At 67.4% G+C, this 20,982-nt stretch carries 18 protein-coding genes; 8 read left to right on the top strand and 10 right to left on the bottom strand.

Going from position 1 to position 20,982, the window contains the following annotated elements; translation table 11 throughout:
* Positions 1-11: 11 nt before the first annotated feature.
* Positions 12-1,412, top strand: coding sequence for an MFS transporter (locus tag AC1Q5A_RS16150; protein WP_492702424.1), 1,401 nt, complete (start codon positions 12-14; stop codon positions 1,410-1,412).
* A 339-nt stretch (positions 1,413-1,751) separates the two neighbouring features.
* Here the strand turns inward: AC1Q5A_RS16150 and AC1Q5A_RS16145 are convergent, their stop codons facing one another.
* Positions 1,752-2,783: a hypothetical protein gene (locus AC1Q5A_RS16145; protein WP_492702422.1), complete on the bottom strand. Its 1,032-nt coding sequence runs from the start codon at positions 2,781-2,783 to the stop codon at positions 1,752-1,754.
* A 57-nt stretch (positions 2,784-2,840) separates the two neighbouring features.
* Positions 2,841-4,061 (bottom strand): MFS transporter, encoded by a 1,221-nt coding sequence (locus AC1Q5A_RS16140; protein WP_492702420.1) that lies wholly within the window; start codon positions 4,059-4,061, stop codon positions 2,841-2,843.
* Between the two features lie 53 nt (positions 4,062-4,114).
* On the opposite strand from AC1Q5A_RS16140, the gene AC1Q5A_RS16135 reads away from it, so the two are divergent.
* The 3 genes from AC1Q5A_RS16135 to chrA all read left to right on the top strand — a co-directional run bounded on the left by AC1Q5A_RS16135 (position 4,115) and on the right by chrA (position 7,512).
* Positions 4,115-5,086: a chromate resistance protein ChrB domain-containing protein gene (locus tag AC1Q5A_RS16135; protein WP_492702418.1), complete on the top strand. Its 972-nt coding sequence runs from the start codon at positions 4,115-4,117 to the stop codon at positions 5,084-5,086.
* Complete coding sequence (locus AC1Q5A_RS16130; protein WP_492702416.1) at positions 5,083-6,009, top strand: DUF1259 domain-containing protein; 927 nt, start codon at positions 5,083-5,085, stop codon at positions 6,007-6,009. Before AC1Q5A_RS16135 ends, AC1Q5A_RS16130 begins: the two co-directional genes overlap by 4 nt.
* 75 nt (positions 6,010-6,084) lie before the next feature.
* Positions 6,085-7,512, top strand: a complete 1,428-nt coding sequence (chrA, locus tag AC1Q5A_RS16125) for a chromate efflux transporter (protein ID WP_492702414.1) — start codon at positions 6,085-6,087, stop codon at positions 7,510-7,512.
* A gap of 89 nt (positions 7,513-7,601) precedes the next feature.
* Here the strand turns inward: chrA and AC1Q5A_RS16120 are convergent, their stop codons facing one another.
* The 3 genes from AC1Q5A_RS16120 to AC1Q5A_RS16110 all read right to left on the bottom strand — a co-directional run bounded on the left by AC1Q5A_RS16120 (position 7,602) and on the right by AC1Q5A_RS16110 (position 11,395).
* Positions 7,602-9,350 carry an ATP-binding cassette domain-containing protein gene (locus AC1Q5A_RS16120; protein ID WP_492702412.1) on the bottom strand — a complete coding sequence of 583 codons (1,749 nt, stop codon included), beginning with the start codon at positions 9,348-9,350 and terminating at the stop codon, positions 7,602-7,604.
* A 204-nt stretch (positions 9,351-9,554) separates the two neighbouring features.
* The gene (locus AC1Q5A_RS16115) at positions 9,555-10,157 is read right to left on the bottom strand and encodes a peroxiredoxin (RefSeq protein ID WP_492702410.1); all 603 of its coding nucleotides are present in this window, start codon (positions 10,155-10,157) and stop codon (positions 9,555-9,557) included.
* Between the two features lie 155 nt (positions 10,158-10,312).
* Complete coding sequence (locus AC1Q5A_RS16110) at positions 10,313-11,395, bottom strand: phosphoenolpyruvate carboxykinase (ATP) (RefSeq protein WP_492702408.1); 1,083 nt, start codon at positions 11,393-11,395, stop codon at positions 10,313-10,315.
* A 239-nt stretch (positions 11,396-11,634) separates the two neighbouring features.
* Here AC1Q5A_RS16110 and AC1Q5A_RS16105 point away from each other — a divergent pair, with 239 nt between their 5' ends.
* Genes AC1Q5A_RS16105 through AC1Q5A_RS16090 form a run of 4 tightly spaced genes read left to right on the top strand, consistent with a single transcriptional unit; the run spans position 11,635 to position 15,946 of the window.
* Positions 11,635-13,119 carry a B12-binding domain-containing radical SAM protein gene (locus tag AC1Q5A_RS16105; protein WP_492702406.1) on the top strand — a complete coding sequence of 495 codons (1,485 nt, stop codon included), beginning with the start codon at positions 11,635-11,637 and terminating at the stop codon, positions 13,117-13,119.
* A gap of 5 nt (positions 13,120-13,124) precedes the next feature.
* On the top strand, positions 13,125-14,354 hold the full coding sequence (locus tag AC1Q5A_RS16100; RefSeq protein WP_492702404.1) for a nucleotidyltransferase family protein: 1,230 nt from the start codon (positions 13,125-13,127) through the stop codon (positions 14,352-14,354).
* A gap of 27 nt (positions 14,355-14,381) precedes the next feature.
* On the top strand, positions 14,382-15,011 hold the full coding sequence (locus AC1Q5A_RS16095; protein WP_492702402.1) for a class I SAM-dependent methyltransferase: 630 nt from the start codon (positions 14,382-14,384) through the stop codon (positions 15,009-15,011).
* 2 nt (positions 15,012-15,013) lie between these two features.
* A complete protein-coding gene (locus tag AC1Q5A_RS16090; protein WP_492702400.1) occupies positions 15,014-15,946 on the top strand; it encodes a flavin reductase in 933 nt (310 codons plus the stop codon).
* A gap of 15 nt (positions 15,947-15,961) precedes the next feature.
* Here AC1Q5A_RS16090 and AC1Q5A_RS16085 read toward each other — a convergent pair whose 3' ends face one another.
* The 5 genes from AC1Q5A_RS16085 to AC1Q5A_RS16065 all read right to left on the bottom strand — a co-directional run bounded on the left by AC1Q5A_RS16085 (position 15,962) and on the right by AC1Q5A_RS16065 (position 20,981).
* Positions 15,962-16,789: a class I SAM-dependent methyltransferase gene (locus AC1Q5A_RS16085; protein ID WP_492702398.1), complete on the bottom strand. Its 828-nt coding sequence runs from the start codon at positions 16,787-16,789 to the stop codon at positions 15,962-15,964.
* 14 nt (positions 16,790-16,803) lie between these two features.
* A complete protein-coding gene (locus tag AC1Q5A_RS16080) occupies positions 16,804-17,100 on the bottom strand; it encodes a hypothetical protein (protein WP_492702396.1) in 297 nt (98 codons plus the stop codon).
* A 125-nt stretch (positions 17,101-17,225) separates the two neighbouring features.
* A complete protein-coding gene (locus tag AC1Q5A_RS16075) occupies positions 17,226-18,332 on the bottom strand; it encodes a glycosyltransferase family 4 protein (RefSeq protein ID WP_492702394.1) in 1,107 nt (368 codons plus the stop codon).
* Positions 18,329-19,459, bottom strand: a complete 1,131-nt coding sequence (locus AC1Q5A_RS16070) for a glycosyltransferase family 4 protein (protein ID WP_492702392.1) — start codon at positions 19,457-19,459, stop codon at positions 18,329-18,331. Before AC1Q5A_RS16070 ends, AC1Q5A_RS16075 begins: the two co-directional genes overlap by 4 nt.
* A gap of 13 nt (positions 19,460-19,472) precedes the next feature.
* Positions 19,473-20,981 carry a B12-binding domain-containing radical SAM protein gene (locus AC1Q5A_RS16065; protein ID WP_492702390.1) on the bottom strand — a complete coding sequence of 503 codons (1,509 nt, stop codon included), beginning with the start codon at positions 20,979-20,981 and terminating at the stop codon, positions 19,473-19,475.
* Position 20,982: the final 1 nt, after the last annotated feature.

Genomic DNA, 20,982 nt, shown 5'->3' with positions numbered 1-20,982 from the left:
AGGTGAACAACGTGTCTGAAATTGCCTCCGCCAGGATCGCCGCCCGCCTCGACCGGCTGCCGCCATCGCGCACGATATGGAAGATCGTGCTGTGGATCTCGCTGGGCGGCGTGTTCGAGTTCTACGATCTGTTCTTCACCGCCTACGTTGCTCCGGGCATGATGAAATCCGGTCTCTTCACATCGCAATCGCTGGGCTTTTTCGCCAGCCTGGACTCGATCAAGATCGCCGGTTTCGGAACCTTCGTCTTCAGCACCTTCGCGGGCCTGTGGGTGGGCGTGGTGCTGTTCGGCCATATGGCGGACCGCTACGGCCGGCGGCCGGTATTCACGTGGTCGCTGGTGTGGTACGTGGCCTGCACCGCGATCATGGCGTTTCAGCGCAGCGGCGAAATGCTCAACGTCTGGCGCTTCGTCGCCGGCGTGGGTTTCGCGGTGCAGCTGGTCACCATCGACACCTATATCTCCGAACTGATCCCGGGTGCGGAGCGCGGCCGCGCGTTCTCCGTCAACCAGTTCATCACGTTCGCCGTGGTGCCGCTGGTGGCGCTGCTGGCCTGGCTGCTGGTGCCCCTCAGCCCGCTGGGCATCGACGGCTGGCGCTGGGTGGTGCTGATCGGCTCGATGGGCGCCGTGCTGGTGTGGCTGCTGGTGCAGGGGATTCCGGAGAGCCCGCGCTGGCTGGCCCTGCAGGGTCGCACCGATGAGGCGGAAGCCATCATGGCGGCGATCGAGCAACGGGTGGTCGCGGAGACGGGCAAGCCGCTGCCGCCGCCTGCGCTGGCGCATGCCGAGGAGACCGGCCGTGGACACTTCGGCGAGATCTTCTCGCCACCATACCGCAAACGCACTCTGATGCTGTCGGTATTCAACATGGCGCAGGTGATCGGTTTCTACGGCTTCGCGGCATGGGTACCGACCCTGCTGATGGCGCGCGGCATCACCGTCACGCATAGCCTCGAATACTCCTTCATCATCGCCATCGCCAATCCGCTGGGGCCGCTGCTCGGCGTGCTCTTTGCCGACCGCATCGAGCGCAAGCTGCAGATCATGCTGGGGCTGGTGGTGATGGGCCTGAGCATGCTGGCCTTCGCCATGGTGGACAACCCGGTCACGCTGATCGCGCTCGGCGTGGTGTTCACGCTGGCGGCCAACGTGATGTCATACGCGTACCACAACTACCAGGCAGAGCTTTATCCGACCCGCATACGCTCCAGAGCGGTGGGCTTCGTCTATTCGTGGAGCCGCATTGCGGCCGCATTTGCCGGCCTGGCCGTGGGGTATCTGCTCCATGCAGGCGGCGTGCTGGCAGTAGCGATGTTCATCGCAATCGCCATGGTGGTCGGCATTGCAATGATCGGCATTTTTGGCCCGCAGACCAAGGGCGTGGCACTGGAAGAAATCAGCCACTGAAGTTTTAAGGCTCTCCTGGGGAAGACGTTGGAGATGCACGTCTACGTACGGGGAGCCCAATGGAAGATGGGAGACCCGAAAACCTTCCATCGACCCAACATGTGGAAATGAGGAATCCCCGACCGATGCCTTTCCTCGTGCCGATGGCTTGGCGGCCCCGCATAGGTAGCAGTTGTTCCTGAACAGGTTCGATCGAAAGCGCGACTGCCCTACCCCTGATAACGCACCCTAATCGCGTGCTCAACCCAGGGACAGCGTGCCTGAGCAACCGTGCTGGGCGGCGGCATCCGGAGGATGGGTTTCACGCGCTTTCGGTCGCCGACTCAGGGGTGAACCAAGCTACAGCTGTGGCCGCGTGATTCGCAGCTTGGATATGCCCAGCATGGGCTTCAACGGGAAATAGGCCTGGTGCGTGGTGCCATCCACGGCGACGACGTGGGCATTCGGGCCGAGCATCGCGGTGGCGAGCGGTCGAACGGCCTGCCCGGTGACTTTGAAGATCGACACCTCGCCGGATTCACCGGCCACGTAGAGCCAGCCGAGCGAAGCATCGAAGGCCAGGACATCCGGATCATCGGCAACCTCGAAGGTGGCCCGCACCGTTCGACTGGCCAGGTCCAGCACCAGCAACTTGCTGTTGTCCTCACATGCGATGAAGGCCAGGCGTGACGCGCCGTCGATGTAGAGGCCGTGATTGCCGGCGGCACCGGGAAGGCTGATCCGGCTGATCACCTTGTCGGTAGCTGGGTCGATTTCCACCAGCTGCCTGCGGGTCTGCACGTTCGCGAAGATGTGCCGGGTAACCGGATCGTGCTGGGTGTTGCCCACCTCGCCGCCCAGCGGAATCGTGGCCACCCGGGCGTTCGACCGCACGTCGATCACGGTATCGGTGCCGCCGTGTTCATCGGAGACATACAGCTTGTGCACGTCCGGGGCATAGGCCATGCCGTCCGGATAATCGCCCGCCGGCGTGCGCGCAATGATCTTGAAGGTTTTGGCGTCGATCGCGACCACTTCATCGGTGCCGGTCGCCGAGGCGTACACCCGATCCAGCTCTGGCACATACAGCACACCGTGGACGGAGCTGACATCAGCAATGGTCGCCACCACCTTGCGCTGGGCGGTGTCGAACACGACGACAGTGCTGTCGCCCAGGTGCGCCAGGAAAAGAAGTTGGCTTCGTTCGTCGAGGCTGGCGTAGTCCCAACGCGTGGCTCTGCCGGGTAATGGCACCTCCGCGAGCGTGGTCAGCGGCAACCGGCTGCCCGGACCGCTCGTGTCGCTGCACGCGGGCGTGGCCACGAACAGTGATGCAAAGCTCATCAAGGCCATCAGGCTTCGACGGAGGGTGCGGTCTGCCTTGAGGTTCATGCGCCGGCACTCGTGTCCAACGCACACATGCTACGCGCTACGTGTGTTGCCATGACGTCACTGCTCTTCCGGTGGCTTGAGGTGTCGAAATTGCGCCAGTAGCAGCAGGTCGTAGAGGATCTTGAGTGAGCCGCAGATCAGCAGCGGCCACGCGAAAGACGAAGCCGCGAACAGTGCACCTGCCAGCGCAGGACTCGCGGAGGAAGCCAGACTGCGCGGCACCGAAGTGAAACTGGCGGCGGCGCTGCGCTCCGCCTCGGTCACCACGGCCATCACGTAGGACGAGCGTGTCGGCACATCCATCTGCGACAGCGCGGCGCGTACCAGCAACCATGCCAGCGCCGACGCAAGCGACGGGGCGAAAGCCGCGAGCATCAACGCGATGCTGGACGGGATGTGCGTGAACACCATCGTGTTGACCAGGCCGATGCGTCGCGACAGTCGCGCAGCCACCGGATACGACAGCGCGGACAGCAATCCCGTGCCGAAAAAGAACACACCGGCCGCCGCCAGCGAGAGATGGAACCGCTGGAACAACCACAAGGCGAGCAGCGACTGCACGACGAATCCACCGGCGAAGGCGTCCAGGCTGAACAGGGCTGCGAGCTTCATGACGATGGCGCGCGAAGGGCCCAGTGCACTCGCCGGGATGGCCGCTCCAGCGACGGCATGCCGGGGAAGGCGCGTATAGAGGTATCGCCCCGCCACTCCCAGCAAGGCATACAGCACGAACATGGCCCGCATCGCGGTCGACCGGTCCACGCCGAGCGACGTCGCCAGTTCAGGGGCTCCGGCGATCAGCGCACCCAGAGCCGCGGCCAAGGCGCCGGCCACGCTGTAGAGCGCGAACATCCGGGTACGGTCCTGATCGCCGGCTTCGCGTGCCAGTGCGGCATGCTCCAACGGTACGAACACGCTGACGTTGCCAGCGGACGGGTTGATCGTGCCGGCGAAGGCGACGAGCAGCAGAACGCCGTAATCACGGAAGCTGGCGAACGCCAGCCCGCTGGCGACCATCAGTCCGGCAGCGAGCAGCAAAAGCCGGCGGTATCCACAGCGCGCGCCCAGCCATCCGGCCGCGAGGGTCAGGCACGCCGAACCGAACAGCGACACGGTGGCGAGCACGCCGACCGCGAGCGGCGAGAAACCCAGCGCCAGCAGATAGGCCGGCAGCAGGATCGCGACGAAGCTGTCGCCAAAGTCGCGCAATGCGCGGGCGGCAAACAGGCTATACAGCGGATCGAACGCCCGCCGCGAGGATGCGGCCATTAAATTCATCAGGCACATCCGAGTTCTTGTAGAGGTCATTACATACATGTAGCTTATAATACATGAACACGAATCCATCGCCTTGGCTGATGCTGGTGGTCTCGCTGCCGGGGCGCAGCCAGACGCCACGCATGCGCCTGTGGCGCGCCCTCAAAGGGGCCGGCGCCGAGGCGCTGCGCGACGGGGTGTATGTGCTGCCGGACAACGCATCCGCCCGGGACCTTTTCCAGGCGCAGGCCGATGAGGTGATACGTGTCGCGGGGATCGCCCAGATCGTGCCGTTCCATGCGACCGATGCCACGCAGGAAGCCCAGCTGCGCGGCGCATTTGACCGATCGGCACTCTACGCCGAAGGTCTGGAGCAGTTGTCCATGGTCATGGTCGAGCTGCCCGGTCTGGCAGAGAGCGAGGCGCGCCGACGGCTGGCGGCGGCGCGCCGTGCGGTAGAGGGCGTCGTTGCCGTCGATTTCTTCCCCGGGAAGGCACGGGATCACGCCGAAACCGCCTTGCGCGATGCCGAGCAGACCCTCAACGGCCAGTTCGCGCAGGACGAACCTCACGCCGCGCATGGGCTGATTGCCCGCCGGAACGCCGCCGAGTACCGCGGTCGCCTCTGGGCCACCCGCAAGCATCTGTGGATCGATCGGGTGGCTTCGGCCTGGCTGATCCGACGTTTCATCGATCCGGATGCCCGCTTCCTCTGGCTGGACCAGCCCGCGGATTGTCCGGCGGACGCCCTGGGCTTCGATTTCGACGGTGCCACGTTCACCCACGTCGGTGCCCGGGTGAGTTTCGAAGTCCTGGCGACCAGTTTTGACCTGGATCGCAATGCCGGCCTGGTTCGTTTGGGCCGCCTGATCCATTACCTCGACATCGGCGGTGTGCCGGTCGCCGATGCCGCCGGCTTTGCCAGTGTCATGGCCGGTGCGCGAAGCCGTCGCGGCAACGACGACGACGGCTTGCTGCAGGACATGACCACCGTGCTCGACTGTTTGTACGCCGCCTACCTCGACCCACCAGGAGAGTCGCCATGAACGCTCGCGTTTTCCGCCCCTGCCTGCGCCCGCTTTGCCTCGCGCTGATCGCGCTCAGCCTGACCGCGGCAGCCCTGCCCTCTGTCGCCACGGCCCTGGATCCCGCCACGATCGGCAAGGCCGCCGGCGTCGACGCCAAGGTGCAGCCCGATGGCGCCGTCAAGATCGGCTGGAGTCGCTCGGACGTACCGGTCACCATCGACGGCATGCGTCTGTCGCCGGCCGCCGGCCTCGGCTCCTGGGCATCCTTCACCGCGATGGGTGATCAGGCCATGGTCATGGGCGACACTGTCGTCTTCCAGGACGAAGTCGACGCCGCCATGGACGCCGCCTTCGCACACGGCCTGAGCGTCACCGGGCTGCACAACCATTTCTTCTACGACCAGCCGAAGGTGTACTTCATGCACCTCGGTGGCGAGGGTTCACCGACGCAGCTGGCCGCTGGCGTCAAAGCGGTGTGGGATGCGGTGAAAGCGGTACGCGCAGCCCATCCGCAGCCTGCGCAAGGGTTCGGCGGCGCCACGCCGTCGCCGGGCAAGCTGAGCGCGGAAGCGATCGCTACGATCGTCGGGCATCCCGCGCCGGTCACCGATCGTGTGGCCAAGGTCACCATCGCACGCGAAGGCCAGATGCATGGTCAAGCCATCGGTGCCTCCATGGGATTGACCACCTGGGCCGCGTTCAGCGGCAGCGATGACCTGGCGTCCATCGATGGCGATTTCATCATGCGCGCCGACGAGGTGCGCCCGGTACTGCAGGCGCTGCGCAAGGCCGGTATCCATATCGTGGCCCTGCACAATCACATGATGGGTGAGAATCCGAACTACTACTTCACCCATTTCTGGGGCAAGGGCAAAGCCGCCGACCTCGCACACGGGTTCCGTGCCGCACTGGATGCCCAGGCTGCCAGCGCCAAGCACTGATCATCACGCCCAGGAACCATCGTACGGAGTGCGTCGTTGCAGCTCGCGATCGTGGCGGGCCTGTCGGAGAGTTGCATGAACACTGTCGATCGGCAAAGGACGGAAGCCGGCTCCACCCCAATACCCTCCCACCTCCGCCACGGGGTATCATTTCGCGAGGCGTTCTGGGTCTGGGTACGCGTGGCCGCATTGAGCTTCGGCGGCCCGGCCGGCCAGATCGCGGTGATGCACCGCATCCTGGTCGAAGAGAAGCGTTGGATCAGCGAGACGCGATTCCTGCACGCACTCAACTACTGCACCCTCCTGCCGGGACCGGAAGCGCACAAGCTCGCAGTCTATGTCGGCTGGCTGCTGCACCGGATCCGGGGTGGTCTGGTGGCCGGCATCCTGTTCATCCTGCCAGGGCTGTTGACGCTGGGCGTACTGAGCTGGATCTATGCCAGCTACGGTAATGTCGGCGTCGTCCAGGCGCTGTTCTTCGGCCTGAAGGCCGCCGTGCTCGCCGTGGTACTGGAGGCGGTGCTTCGAGTCGGACGCCGCGCGCTCAAAAGCCGCGCGCTCGTGGCAGTGGCCGCACTTTCCTTCATCGCGATCTTCTTTTTCGATGTGCCTTTCCCGATCATCATTCTTGCCGCGGGCGTGATCGGTTGGCTCGGTAATGTGCTGGGGGTGTCCGGACTGCAAGGTGGTGCGAGCCACGGCAGAGCGGGGGCGGCGGAGGACGGGCCGCTGCCGGCGATCGACGCGGCGTTCGCGCAGGAGATTCCACCACACGTCCGGCCGGATCACCGCCGGATACTCAAGGTGTTTGCGGTTTGCCTGGTCGTCTGGTTGATGCCGCTCGTCGTGCTCGCGCTGGCCGCGGGTCCGGACAACGCCTTCACCCGGATTGCGTACTTCTTCACCAAGATGTCCACGGTGACGTTCGGCGGCGCATACGCGATCCTCGCCTACATGGCCCAGCAGGCGGTCGAGCATTACCACTGGCTCGCCCCCGGCGAAATGCTTGCGGGACTTGGCATGGCGGAGACGACGCCCGGCCCGCTGATCAGCGTGGTGCAGTTCGTCGGGTTCATGGCGGCCTACCGTCATCCCGGCGTGCTGTCACCTGTCGTCGCCGGCACGCTGGGAGGCGTCCTGGCGAAGTGGGTGACCTTCGCACCGTCGTTTCTGATCATCTTCGTCGGCGCTCCCTACATGGAGGCCCTGCGCAGCAACAAGGCGCTCGCTGCCGTACTGACCACCATCACGGCCGCCGTGGTCGGCGTGATCCTCAACCTTGCCGTCTGGTTCGGCCTGCATACGTTGTTCGCTCGCGTCGAGGCCAGACACATCTACGCGCTGACGCTCCAGGTTCCAGACTGGTCGAGCCTCGACCGGTGGTCGTTGCTGTTGTCGGCAACAGCCGCGGTCCTGCTGTTCCGGCTCAAGGTCGGGATGATGACGACATTGGGCGTCTGTTGCGCCGCAGGCGTCGCCGTCCATCTGCTGGGGTGGCTCTGACAGCGCGCTGGATCACCACCCATTCCCGGGCTGGCTGGGCGTCATGGCCAAGCCTGCTCCGGGCAGCGGACACGCCAAGCCCACTTGATTCAGGCACTGCAGGCCTGCCGTCGCGCCATGCAGCGCAGGGCGGCGTTCCCGGCCACCGACGACGGGAGGCCGCTTTCGATCGTCAGGCATTGATCTGCCAGCGTCGCTACGCCGGGCCGGTGCGAGACGACGACCAGGGTGGTTCGCGGCAGGCGACGCTTCAGCGTGTCGAGGACGGCCAGCTCTGCGGCGGCATCAAGCGCGCTGGTGGCCTCGTCCAATACGGCCAGGCGTGGTTGCCGCAGGATTACCTGGGCCAGCAGCAACCGCTGCAGTTCGCCACCGGACAACCGGCTGGACGCTCTGTGCAGCGCGGTGTCGAGCCCGTGTGGCGAGTCGGCCAACCGCCGGTCGAGGCCAACGTCAGCCAGCGTGCTGCGCAGCAGCGCATCGGCGGCATCAGGCGCGGCCCAACGCAGGCATTCGCGCACCGAACACTGCCACGGCCGGACGTTCTGGCTGACATAGGCGCCATGGCGCACCAGCTCACGATAGGCGTCGAAACCGATCGACCGGCGGTCGAGGCGAGCCACGAAGACCTCGGGCGTCGTCATGCCGGCCAGCACGTCGACCAGGCTGCTCTTGCCGATCCCGGAGTCGCCGGAAATCAGCGTGAGCTCGCCGGGCGCCAGTACCAGTTCACCAACCTCGAAACCCGCCAGCGGTGGCGTCACCCGCATCCGCTCGATGCAGATGGTCTCCTCGCCTGCCGCTGGCCGGCGCGGCGCAGCAGGCGCAGGCGGTCGATCCGCGTCCAGACGCATGTAGCGATGCCACAGCTCGAAGGCCGGGGCAGTCGAACGCAGTTGCTGGAAGCTTTGTCGCGTCGCCACCAGGTATGGCAACAGGCGCCCGAGCAGCAGGCACACGGCGATGAGCGAGGCGCGGTCCACGCCGCGCCAGCGGTCGGCGAGCAGGAACAGCGACGTGATGCCGAGCGTCGCCAGCAGTTCGAGCACCAGTCTCCCGGAAGCCACCAGCTCCAGCTGGCGGCGATAGCCGTGGCCGAGCCGGGCCGCAGTCGCGCCGCAGCTCGCCTTCTCCGCAGCTTCGCGTTCGAACGAGCGCACGTGGCGCAGGCGCCGCGGAAAGTCCTCGGCATGCCAGAACAGCTGCGTCATGTCGGCCACGTAGCGACGTGCGACCAGGGCCTGTTCGCGGCCGTAGGCACGCGAGGCGGCCAGCCCGAGACCGACCAGCACCGGTGCGGCAAGCAGCAGCGGCGGCGAGACCCAGAACGCGAAGCCAAGACTGACCGCCGCGGTGATGCCGACCACCAGCAGCTGCTGCAGGGCGCTGAAGCCCTGCACGAGGATCTCGACGTTGTGGGTGAGCACGTTGGCGATCTCCGCGGACGTCGCATCGGCCAGTGCCGCCAACGGCGCGTCGATCAGCCGCGCATGCACCTCGCGGCGCAGATCCATGCCGTAGCGGCCGACCAGCCGCGCACCTACCCACGCCGCCTGCCAGCGCAGCAGCGCAAACGCGCCGCTGGCCGCGGCGAAGGTTGCTGCCTGCGCGCCGACGCTGCGGCGCGCATCGAGCAGGCCATCGCCGAACGGCAAGGCATGGCCGGGCTGCACCAGCGGCACCAGCAGCAGCGCCGCCACGCTGCCGGCGATGGCTGCGCCCAGCGACAACGCAACGTACATCGCGGTTTCCACCAGATCCTTGCGCGTGAGCGTGTTCAGCAGCGCGCGCAACAGGTCAAGTGACGGAACATGCATCATCGAAGGTTCGTCGGGCATCGCTGCCGGATCGTGCGGCCGGACGGAAGCCGCGGTTCCGAAGGCGCTGCCCGACGATTCGGTGCGACGCTGCTCCCTGGCCGGATTTCGCATGCTGGTGAGTGCGAATCACCGGGCAGGAAGTTGTGCGTGGCCGGCGAGTTTTTCACGACGGAAGCCGCCCGGAATATCCGCCGCCCGCACCGACTCGGCGGACTGGCCTGCTCAGTGGTCGCCCGTCGTGGGCATCTGGCCCGTCCGCATGCGCTGCACGATGGCCAGCGACCGCGCCACGTGCTGGTCGGGCCGCAGGTGATCGGCCTCCGACGACAGCGTGGCGACGATCCGGCCGTCGCTGGCGATCACGAACGTGGTGCGCGAGATGAAGCCATGGTTGATCGCCACCCCGCGCACATCGTTGATGCCAGGTTGCGCCGCCGTCATCCTGAGGTCATAGGACGCCGCCACCTTGCCATCGGGATCGGAAGCTACCGGAAACTTGCCGGCGCAGTACTTCGGATCAGACGAGAAGGCATTCAGCCGCTCGATACTGTCGGCGGAGACCCCGATGATGGTGGCGCCGGCCCCGTCGAACTTGACCTTCTCGGTGGCGAAGGTATGCGCCTCCAGATCGCAGCCACCGGTGTACGCCGACGGGTAGAAGTACACCACTACAGGTCCCTTCTTGAGGGCCTCCTTGAGCGAGAAGCTGAAATCCGCGCCGGCGCGACTGGCTTCGGCAGTGAAATCCGGCGCCATGGCGCCTGGCTTGAGCGCGGCAAGTGCCGGCAACGCCACCAGCAGCGCCAGCAACGCCGCCGCGACCATCGATCCCGTAATACGCGTTTTCATTGGCGACCCCCGCATGTGTGCATCGATCCGGCATGGAATGGCTGCGCCGGGTTCCTGCCAGGTTGATGTTGAACCACTCCGGTGGTTCGTCGGACCTGGCCCTGAAGTTACCTCTCCCATCGACAAGGACGTCAACACCCGTCGCAGGCGGCAAAAACGACCCTGGCTGTTGCCGGACGATCAGCACGCGACCCGTCGAGCAGTCCGCGCAGCGCGGCGACCGCGTCGCGCGGATGGCGCCCCCGACGCAGCTCGTGGACACCGCGATGGATCAGCTGTCGCTCGAAGCGATCCCAGCCCGGTTGTGCCGCCGCGTATGACTGGTTGGCGCGCAGGCGGACTGCCGCCTCGCCGGCACGAACCGGGCTCAGCAGCGCATCCGCATGGTCAGCCATCTCGGCAGACACGAACACCGCCCCGACCAGATCCATGGGCGCTGCCGCGAGCCGGCCGGGACCCTGCCGCAAGTCGGCCTCGAACTTCTCCACACCGCTGCGCCGGTGGATGCGCGGCGAGCGGTCGAGCCAGCGCCGGGCGGCACGATCGTCCACATGGCACAGCGTATCGGCCTGCACGTGCAGGTAGTTGGCGACGCCGGTGGCGAGCAAGGTGTCCGGCTGCACGAAGACGGCGTCCTCGGCGAGGAAATCAAGGCCATCCAGCAGGCTGTGCAAGGCGAGCGTCGACTTGCCTGCACCGCTCGCACCCAGCAGCAGCACGCCGCGCCCTTGCCGGCCCACGCAGGCGCCGTGCAGCGGGACCAGGCCCAGTCCACGTGTCGCCAGGGTGAACACGGCGAATTCCACGAGTTCGTAGCGCAGGTGGTAGGGCCGGTCGAGCATGTCCTCCGAGGCCACTACCAGCGCCTGCCGCTGCGCCGGTGCCAGCACCACGTAGTTCGACGCGTCCATCACGCCGCACAACAGGCCGGTGCCGGCTTGCATCCGCACCGGCAGCGGCTCGACGCCCGGCGGCAAGGCACGGCGCGGCAGCAGGCGCAGCTCGACGCGGAACTCCGGCGTGGTCTCCGGCAGGTGGTGCGGCGGCAAGCCGGCATAGGCGGTCTCGACCACCTGCAGCAGGGCCGTGCTGGCACTCTCGAACCGGAAGTCGCCGCCCAGGATCTCCTTGCGCACGGAGAACATGGGACCGCCGCGCTCACGGAACGGGTCGGCATCCGTGTCCGGAATGCCGTGGGGGATCGTCAAGGCCATCCTCGTCGCGTGTGGCTTGTGGCAAGTACACCATAAGTGCGACCGCGACAAAAAAAGGTTGCATGCGCACAGCCGGGTTCGGAATGACGAGCACCGCGTGACGGTGCGGCGGCTCGTTGTCATGGGGCAACCGAAGTTCCGCGATGGAGCACTCACTTCCGAAAACAGCAGGCTCGAACGAAGCCGTCGCCCGTCGTGGCGTTACCACAGCCCGTCCCCGGCCCACGGAGGCCATAGCGATGCTGAAGATCCTGGTCGGTCATGCCTATTACCTGAAGTACGACCGGAAGCAGTGGGAGCGCGCCAAACCCTATCCCCCACTCGCCACGATCCAGGTGGCTGCCCTGTTGCGGCAGCTGGGGCACGAGGTCGCGTTGTTCGATGCGATGCTGGCCGAGGGGGTCGAGAATTTCGCCGCATCCCTGCATGGCGTGCACCCGGACCTGGTCGTACTTTACGAGGACAACTTCAACTTCCTGACCAAGATGTGCCTCGGCCGCATGCGCGAGGCGGCCTGTCGCATGATCGCCGAAGCGCGTACCACCGGCGCCCGCGTGATCGTCGCCGGCTCCGACGCGTCCGATCACCCGGAGGCCTTTCTCGCGGCGGGTGCGGAAGTGGCGCTGATCGGCGAGGGCATCGCGGCCCTGGCCGAGCTGATCGGCCGGCTGGAGCATGCGCCCGGCGTCGCCACCCCGGATTGGGTAGCCGGCCTCGCCGGCGTTGCCGTGCAGATGGGCGATCAGCTGCAGCTGACGCGCATCGGCGCGCTGCCGCCAGATCCGCGTCTGGTCGGCCACCCGGCCTGGGATCTGATCGATATCGAGCGCTATCGCGCTGTCTGGCACCAACGACGAGGCTACTTCAGCCTCAACATGGCCGCGTCACGAGGTTGTCCGTTCCGTTGCAACTGGTGCGCAAAGCCGATCTGGGGCAACCACTACATGCAGCGCACCCCGACGGATGTCGCGGCGGAGATGAGCTACCTGAAACATACCTTCCGGCCGGACCATGTCTGGATGGCGGACGACATCTTCGGCTTCCGCATCGACTGGGTGATGGAGTTCGGTGAACACCTGCGTGCCACCGATGGCGCGGTACCATTCACCATCCAGACGCGTGCCGATCTGATCAGCGAGCGCATGGCCGAGGCGCTGGCCCAGGCCGGCTGCGCCGAGGCGTGGCTCGGTGCCGAGAGTGGCAGCCAGCGCGTGCTCGACGCCATGAACAAGGGCACCACGGTTGCCCAACTGATCCTGGCGCGGGAACGGCTGGGCCGGCACGGCATCCGCGCCTGCTTCTTCATCCAGCTCGGCTATCTGGGCGAACAGCTGGCCGACCTGCTGGCCACCCGCGAGCTGGTCGTGCAGGCGGTGCCCGACGACATCGGCGTGAGCGTGTCCTATCCGTTGCCCGGAACGCGGTTCTACGAGATGGTGAAGGCCCAGCTCGGCCGGAAGACGCATTGGCGGGACAGCAGCGACCTGGCCATGATGTTCCGCGGCGCCTACGACTCGGAGTTCTACCGCAGTGTGCGCGACCTGCTGCATGAGCAGGTCGCGCTGCAGCAGACGAAAGCGGGCACGCCACCGGAACGCTACCGTGCGGCCGCCGCTACGCTCGACGCGCGTTGGGATGCGCTGATCGCGTGTCAGGAAGCGCACCGCAACCACGACGCGACGCCGCCGCCCGCGCCACGGCGCATCGCCTTGCACATGCGTTGATCGCCATGCTGCCGCCACTCGCCATCGTCAGGAACGGCCTGCGTCGCACCACCGAAGCGCTCGCTGCGGAGCTGGTATCGGCACGGCCGGGCGGCGAGACCCCCGCGTGGAGCGAGCTGGAATGGGAGTTGGCCGCAGCCACCGCCGTCGCGCACGGCGTGGCGCCGCTGCTGGCCCGGTATTCGACCTGGGACCATCCTGCATGGCAGCGCTTCCTTGCCAACCAGCGCACGCACGTCGAGCAGCGCCATCGCCGCATCACCGAGTTGCTCGTGCGCATCGATGCCGGCGCCCGCGCGGCGGGTTTTCCCGTCGTCGCGCTGAAGGGCTCAGCGCTGCATGCGATAGGAATCTACGCGCCTGGCGAGCGGCCGATGGCCGACATCGACCTGCTGGTGCGCGAAGCCGACGCCGCGGCCGCAGGTGCGTTATTGCAGGAGCTCGGCTACGTCGCCTCGTTCGCACAATGGAAGCACCGGGTGTTCAAGCCCGCCGGCAGCCGGCCCTATGCCGGACTGGGCGAGCACCGCGACGCGCCGGTGAACATCGAGCTGCACACGCAAATCCAGGAGCGGCTGCCCATAGCCGCCGTCGACATCACGGAACGGGTCTACCCGCGCGAGCCCAGGCCGGGCCTGAATCCCTACCCGTCGACCGGCGCACTGATGAGCCACTTGCTGCTGCACGCGGCAGGCAACATCTGCGGCCGCAGCCTGCGATTGATGCACCTCAACGACATCTCGCTGCTGGCTGCGCGCATGGTCGCGCGCGACTGGGACGAGCTGTGGGGTGCTTGCGGAGACGACGCGCCCTGGTGGGCGTTGCCGCCGCTGCAGATGGTCGCGCGCTACTACCGGCATGCCATTCCCGAAACCGTGCTCACGCGACTCGAGCGCGACTGCCCTCCCCTGCTGCGTACGGTCTCGCGACGACAGACCCTGACCCGCGTGTCGTGCTCCGAGCTGTGGTTGCACGCGCTCGCCGGCATCGAGTGGTCGCGCTCTTTCGGCGAAGCCGTGCACCATCTTGCGCGCCACGTCCGCCCCTCGGACGAAGCCCGGAAAGAGCGCGCCGACATGGCCCGTACCCAGCTCTGGCTGCAGGGGCAAGACTGGGTGACCTCGCCCCGGCGCCGGCGCCTGCTGACCTGGCTCATCCGACCGGTGCCGCGCATGGACACCATGTATGTGGTGCGCGCGGCGCTGGAGCCTCACGCTCCAGCGACGAGCGAGTAGCGGATTCGCCCGCGAGGCACCGACGGCATGCACACTGGCGAGCAGTACCACGAATTCATGCTGGCCGCGCCGCGGGACCAGGCCGTGCGGGCCAGGTTCCAGCAGTTGGCGCTGGGTCTCTTGCCTGCGGGCGCGGCCGTGCTCGATTTCGGCGCCGGCACCGGCATCGATGCGAAAGCCTATGCCGCCCATGGCCACCCCACGTTCGTGTTCGAACCCGCGGAGGCGATGCGCGATTGCCTGGTGCGGCACTGCCGCGACGAGATCGCCCGCGCGACCGTCGTTGCGGTCGCCTCGCCGCTCGCCTGCGAGGTGCAGGGGGTCACGGCGAACTTCGCGGTCTTCAACCACTTCGCGGATCATGCCGCGCTGTTCGAGCAACTGTCGCGCGTGGTCCAGCATGGCGGTTTCGTACTGGCCAGCCTGCTCAACCCCTACTGTCTCGTCGACGTGCGCTACCGCTGGTGGCGGGCGAACCTGGTGCATCTCGTGCGCCGTGGGCACTACGCCATCCCGAGCGAAAGCCGCATCCACCGTTTCGCGCCGCGGATCGTGGCACGGGCGGCAGCGCCGCACTTCCGGCTGGAGAGCCTGGCGCCCCGCGGCTTCAGGCTGGCCTTCGAGCTCTACATGTTCCTGCTGTTCCGGAGGGTCTGAAGATGTGGAAGGACTGGATCAGGCCGCTCGTTCGCCCCTTGCCGCAGTGGTCGGTGGTCGCCGTCGCGTCCCCACAGCAGGTGGTCACCGCAAACTTGCGCTGGAACCGCGCCACGGCAGACGTCACCACCGACCACATCGTGGCTTCGCTGCGGCCGCTCACCATCGCGACCAGCCTGGACGCCGGGCCGCGCGCGGCACTCGAGTACCGCGACCGCGCCAGCGGCCGGCTGCTCGGGGTACTGCACCTCGCGCGTGAGGCGACGGTCAGCACCCAAGGCAGCACGCTCACCCTTTACCGCGTCGCAGCCGGCGGGCATCGCTGCCTGGTCTGGCCGTTGCGCCCGTGGAACACCTGGCTGCAGAACCGCCTTATGCGGCGGAATACTTCGTCGCCGCACTCCCTCATGGCACCTGCCGCGACCCAGCAGCTGATGATCGTCTACCTGAGCCCGCGGCCGGTCATCCTCGTCTCCGTCGACGCGCCCGGTCACCACAACATCTTTCCGATGGACCTGATCGGCCCGCTGGGGCGCAGCGGGCTGTTTGCGCTCGCGCTGCACAGCACCAACGTTTCCGTGCCGGCGATGCGTGCATCGCATCGGGTCGCCCTCTCCTGCATGCCGGCGACGATGAAGGACGCTGTCTACGCACTCAGCGTGTACCACAAGCAGCCACTCCCGGACTGGGCGGCACTGCCATTCCCGGTGCGTCGCTCGCGTGCCTTCGGCATACCTGCGGTGGCTGCGGCGCTGCGCATCCGCGAGCTGGACATCGTGCACAGCGAGGAAGTCGGCTCGCACACGCTCTTCCTCGGCCGCATCGTGTCCGAGGAAGCCCTGACGCAAGACGCGCAGCTGCACCACACGGCAGGCTTCCACCAGGCCTATCGCCGCCAGCGCGGCACGCCGTTCGCGGAGGTGCGACCTGCCTGAGCGCGCGGCCGTGGCTCACGCCTTCGTCGCCATCGCGATGGTGAGACTTTGCAGGAAATGGAAGTCCGGCCGCCGCAGCACGTAGCACGCGTCGTCCGGATCGCACAGCCGCGCCAGCGTGCTGAAATCCTCCGGGTGCAGGTAGGGCCGCAGGCGTTCGCCCCAGGTATCCCGGAAGATCGCATCGCGCAGGTAGCGCTCGTCCGTTTCGGTGAGCGGCTGGGTGCGCTCGATCATCCGCGTGCGCACCGCCACCTGCGGCAGTCCTGACGCCTGCAGCCAGCCGACCAGCGCGCGGATCGCGGTGAATTCATGCTCGCTGCCGCCGTAACGCTCGCGGTAGTACGAGCGCACCGCGTCGTTGACACGTTGTTCGAGACGGGCATCCCAGGCGAAGTACATGTCCGGCACCAGCGAGCTCTGCCCCACCACCAGGCGACCGCCCGGACGCAGCAGCTTCGACAGTACCTGCAGTCCGGCGACCGGGTCGCGCAGATGATTGACGGCGTTGACGGCCCAGACCAGGTCGAAGCTGTCGTCCGCCAGCGGCGGCCGCAGCATGTCGGCCTGCAGGATCGGCGCTGGCGCCGGTGCACGGCTGCGGGCGACACGGACGTGCGCGGTCGCCAGGTCCATCCCCACCACCAGCGCGTGCTTCCCCGCGGATTCGTGGAACCAGCCAACCGCCTCGCCCGTGCCGCAGCCGGCGTCGAGCACGCGCTCCCCTGTCCGCACCGCCAGCGCGTCGATCGCCTCGCGTAGCTCGGGCCGTGCGAAGGCGTTGAACAGCTGGAGCTTCTCCGTGTAGTCGCGCTGCGGAGTGTCGCCTAGCAGTCCAGACATGGCCCGTGCCCTGTTCATCGCGGCGGGCTCGTCGCCATACGGTATCTGCGCTGACCCAGAACGATGGCGGCCAGTTCGTTGCCACACCGCAGCCGCTTGCGCAGGCGGGTGAATGGGCGTTTGATCAGGAACCAGGAAGACAGCGCCGCGAAGAACACCAGCACGCCGAGATGCACGACATCGCCGCGCCAGCGACCGTACTCGGCGATGGAAACGGGAAAATACCGTGTTCCGCAGAGATGCCTGTAGCACACCATCAGGATCGAGATTGCTCGGAATCCGCCCAGTGATGGCATGCGGGTGCCGGTCAAGCCCGACGCCTTCGCTCCTTCAGGCCCGGAAAATGGGGGGCCACAGCTGGCCGTTGCCTGCCCGCGTGCATCGCCGGGCGCTGCCGGACCAGCCGGCACAGCCACCGGTGAGGCCGCGGCGCCTCTCATGCGCATGCGGCGACCAGACGGGTGTAGAGCGCCTCGAACGCGCGGGCGGTGTGATCGGCGTCCTCGCGCAGCGCGCGGAACTGTGCGCCGGCGGCCAGGCGCAGCCGTAGTTCGTCGTCGCCAAGCAGACGGCGAATGGCATCCGCAAGCGCCGGCGCGTCGCCGACTGGCACGGCCAGCGCTGCCGCCGGAGCCCACTCCGCGATGTGTCCGACCGCCGTGCCCACCGTGGGCACGCCCACGGCAGCGGCCTCGAGCGCCACCAGCGGCCCGGCCTCGTGCAGCGACGACATCACCAGCAGGTCGACCGATTCCATCAGCGGGCGCAGTTCGCGCTGGGTCTTGAAGCCGAGAAAGCGCACGCGTCGATCCAGTTTGAGCCGACAGGCGAGCCGTTGCATCTCGCCCTGCAAGGTGTCCACGCCGACGATGTCCATTTCAAAGTCCAGCCCTGCCCCTGCCAGGACTGCCAGCGCATGCAGCAGGGTCGACTGGTCCTTGACGCGGTTGAGGCTGGCCACGTGGATCAGCCGGGCCGGCCCTCTGTCGCGCCCACGCGGCGCGCGTGGCGGCCAGGCCATCAGATCGACGCCCAGCGGCACACGCCGCGCATCGAGCCCGAGTACGCGCAGCGATTCGAGGATCGGCGCGCTGGCTGCGGTGATCGCATCGGCACCACGCAGCACCACCGCCTCGCGCAGCCGCGCTTTCCACGTGCATCGGCCACCGTAACCGATCTCGGGCAACGCGATCAGCTCGCCGCCGGCGACATGCACCAGGCTTGGCCGTCGCAACAGCTTCGCCGCAACCACGGCGACCAGGCTGCAGGAGCCGGAGAAGATCGCGTGGATCGCGTCGAACTGCGCGCGGCGATGCTCGGTGCGGATCGCCGCGATCGCACGCAGTCGGGTGCGGCCTTCGCCGATGTTGTGGATGTGCGCGCCGGCCAGTTCCCAGCAACCAGGCGCCGCCTCCTGATGCAGCGCAAAGACGTGCACTTCATGTGCGCGTGCCAGCCGCGCGATCAGCGCCAGCAGGACCGGGATCACGCGGAACTCGCCGCTGCGGTCCACCCCTCCGGGAACCACCAGCGCGAGCTTCATGGCACGCTTCCAAGGCGACCGTCGAGGACCCGTGCATAAACATCGGCCCAGAGCCGCCCCACGGCCTTGAACGAGAGGGTCTCATCGAAATGCGCGCGCACCTGCAGCGGCGGAGATAAGTTCGCCGCTGCACCGACCAGCGCCTCGGCCAGCGCCGCCGCGTCGCCGCACGGCCACAGCCGGCCGATGCGACCGTTGCCGGTCAACGCGCGGAAGGCCGGGATGTCCGTGAGTACGGGCGTGAGGCCACAAGCGATGGCCTCCATCGCTGCGTAGCCGCTGCTCTCGGTGTGGCTGCCGGAGACGAACAGATCGGCGGCGCGCATCAGCGTCTCGACCTGTGCATGTTCCACCCTGCCCAGCAGGTGCACGCGTCCGGCCAGTCGCGCATCGGCCTCGATGCGCGCCCGCACCTCGGCCAGCATCGGTTCCTCGCCAAAGGCGCACCACAGGCGCAAGCCTGGCACGTGCTCCGCCGCCAGGGCGACGCCGTCGAGCACCGTCAGCGGATCCTTGCCGCGATTCAGGCGCCCCACCCACAACGCGCAAGGCTCACCATGCACCCCGGTTGCCGCGCGCGCGCACGCGCGATCCCCAGGCGTGAAGCGGCTGCTGGATTCGGGGATCGCGAGGACTCGTGTTGCCGGGCCGAACATGCCGGCGGCGACGAAGGGCCGTGCGAGATCGAGCGAGGTGAAGGCCACGCCCGCCGCCGCCGCGAAGCGGCGGCGATGGCGCGACCGCCGCCACCAGCGTGGCGGCCGGTCGGCATGATCCTGGAAAACCACCGGCAGTCCCTGCGCGAGATTGCCGGCAACCGCGAACGCATCGTCGACATAGGCCAGGCTGTGCGCATGCAGCACGTCGACGCCGATGCCGTCCAGGGCATCGGCGAAACGGCGGCCGCGGCCTTTCGCCGTACGTGTTCCGCGCATGTCGACGAGGTGGTAGTCCACGCCGGCCTGCGTCAGGCGCTCGGCATGCGCGGCCGCCTGCAGCACGGTGACCCGGACGCCGGCCGTCGCCACCAGCTCAGCGATGTCCGCCAGCGACGGCCAGCGTTCGAGCAAGGCCGCAAGGCCCAGGCGGCGGGGCGCGGGCAGGAAATTGATCTGTGCCACGTGCATGGCCGGCACCAGCCTACAGGCCCGACACCTGCGGCATGCGCAGGCGCACCAGCCGGTTCGCCAGGGTCAGCTCCCACGGCCGGTCGTATTTGCGGAAGCGGTAGCGCCAGCCGGCCATGGTGCTCAGCCTGCGCTTGGCCCACGTCGGTGCGCGCAGATCCTGCACGGTGGGATAGCGGCAACGCAACACGGTGACAAAGTCGTTGATGCGGCGGCGCAGCCGGTCGGTGAGCCAGGGTGCATCCATATGGCAGGCGTAATCGACCCAGCGCGGCTGGGCCCACTCATCCGGCGTCGCGGGAAACACCACCGGTTTGCCATCGATGTCCAGCAACGGTGCGCCCGGCCGCTTGGCGCGGTCCTTCTCATGGCGACTGTGCTCAGGCAGCGGCGTGTAGATGTAGATGACGATCTCCGTCTGCGGATTGATCCGCTTCATCTCGCGGATGAACTCGAACGTGCGCTCGGTTTCCTCCTCGGTGTTTTCCGGTGGTGCGACCATGAACGACAACTCCGGGATCACGCCATGGCGGCGGCACTGCTCCACCACCTCCAGGGTCTGATCCGGCCGCGTGCCCTTGCGAATGTCGTGCAGCATCTGGCCGCTGGGCGATTCCGCACCGATGTAGGCCATGCGCAGACGGCTCCGGCTTACCAGATTCCACGAGTGCTCCGAGAGCTTGAGCAGCGCGTCGGAACGGGCGAAGCACCACCACGGCAGCTCGAACCTCGCCATCACCTCGAGCAACGGCACCATGTCCGCCTCGCGATCGAAGAAATTATGGTCGAAGTACTGCACCGAATCGGCGCCCAGCACGTGCTTGAAATAACCCAGCTCGCGCTCCAGCCGTGCAACCGCCGGCAGCTGGGTCACGCCGTTGAACATCGCGGCCACGCCGCAGAAGGTGCAGTGGTAGCGGCAGCCGATCGCTGCCTGGTGCGCTACGGTGCGCTGGCCGAGGTAGGTGCGCGCCAGGTAGCGGCGCGGATCGCCGAGCTTGTCGTAGGGCAGCAGCCCCGCGGGGTCGTGGCGCGCGATGCGGCGGGCCGGGTTGTGCACCACCGCGCCAGCGCGCTTCCAGGACAAACCGGCGATCTGTTCCAGCGCGGGGCCGTTGCCGGCGAGCGTGGCGACCAGTTCCGACAGGGTTTCCTCGCCCTGCGCGCGGATCGCGTAATCGACGTAGGGCGCGACCAGCGTGGCGTCCGTGTGCAGCGTGGGAAAGTAGCCACCCCAGATGATCGGCAACGCCGGAAAGCGTTCGCGGATCGCCTGCGACACGGCGATCGCCGGCGCCACCTGCGGGCCGCCCATCACACCGATGCCGACGGCGTTGAAGCGCTCCTGCTCCAGCGCGCACAGGGTATCGTTGACGAAGTCGCGGTCCACGTTGCCGTCGATGATGCGGCTGCTTCCACTGCGGTCCAGCGCCACCGCCAGGTGCAGCAACGCCAGCGGAAAACGCGCGCTGGTGCGCGAAGTGATGGTGGGGTTGATCAGCAGGGTGCGCGGGGAAGTCATG

The sequence above is a fragment of the Rhodanobacter sp. GW835-FHT13D09 genome, from assembly GCF_058793995.1.
This window is presented reverse-complemented; position numbering and strand designations above follow the sequence as displayed.

Excerpts from the sequence above, each read along its gene's own strand:
- AC1Q5A_RS16145 (WP_492702422.1), bottom strand. The coding sequence starts at position 2,783 with ATGAACCTCAAGGCAGACCGCACCCTCCGTCGAAGCCTGATGGCCTTG.
- AC1Q5A_RS16140 (WP_492702420.1), bottom strand. The coding sequence starts at position 4,061 with ATGAATTTAATGGCCGCATCCTCGCGGCGGGCGTTCGATCCGCTGTAT.
- AC1Q5A_RS16135 (WP_492702418.1), top strand. The coding sequence starts at position 4,115 with ATGAACACGAATCCATCGCCTTGGCTGATGCTGGTGGTCTCGCTGCCG.
- AC1Q5A_RS16130 (WP_492702416.1), top strand. The coding sequence starts at position 5,083 with ATGAACGCTCGCGTTTTCCGCCCCTGCCTGCGCCCGCTTTGCCTCGCG.
- chrA (WP_492702414.1), top strand. The coding sequence starts at position 6,085 with ATGAACACTGTCGATCGGCAAAGGACGGAAGCCGGCTCCACCCCAATA.
- AC1Q5A_RS16120 (WP_492702412.1), bottom strand. The coding sequence starts at position 9,350 with ATGCCCGACGAACCTTCGATGATGCATGTTCCGTCACTTGACCTGTTG.
- AC1Q5A_RS16115 (WP_492702410.1), bottom strand. The coding sequence starts at position 10,157 with ATGGTCGCGGCGGCGTTGCTGGCGCTGCTGGTGGCGTTGCCGGCACTT.
- AC1Q5A_RS16110 (WP_492702408.1), bottom strand. The coding sequence starts at position 11,395 with ATGGCCTTGACGATCCCCCACGGCATTCCGGACACGGATGCCGACCCG.
- AC1Q5A_RS16105 (WP_492702406.1), top strand. The coding sequence starts at position 11,635 with ATGCTGAAGATCCTGGTCGGTCATGCCTATTACCTGAAGTACGACCGG.
- AC1Q5A_RS16100 (WP_492702404.1), top strand. The coding sequence starts at position 13,125 with ATGCTGCCGCCACTCGCCATCGTCAGGAACGGCCTGCGTCGCACCACC.
- AC1Q5A_RS16095 (WP_492702402.1), top strand. The coding sequence starts at position 14,382 with ATGCACACTGGCGAGCAGTACCACGAATTCATGCTGGCCGCGCCGCGG.
- AC1Q5A_RS16090 (WP_492702400.1), top strand. The coding sequence starts at position 15,014 with ATGTGGAAGGACTGGATCAGGCCGCTCGTTCGCCCCTTGCCGCAGTGG.
- AC1Q5A_RS16085 (WP_492702398.1), bottom strand. The coding sequence starts at position 16,789 with ATGTCTGGACTGCTAGGCGACACTCCGCAGCGCGACTACACGGAGAAG.
- AC1Q5A_RS16075 (WP_492702394.1), bottom strand. The coding sequence starts at position 18,332 with ATGAAGCTCGCGCTGGTGGTTCCCGGAGGGGTGGACCGCAGCGGCGAG.
- AC1Q5A_RS16070 (WP_492702392.1), bottom strand. The coding sequence starts at position 19,459 with ATGCACGTGGCACAGATCAATTTCCTGCCCGCGCCCCGCCGCCTGGGC.
- AC1Q5A_RS16065 (WP_492702390.1), bottom strand. The coding sequence starts at position 20,981 with ATGACTTCCCCGCGCACCCTGCTGATCAACCCCACCATCACTTCGCGC.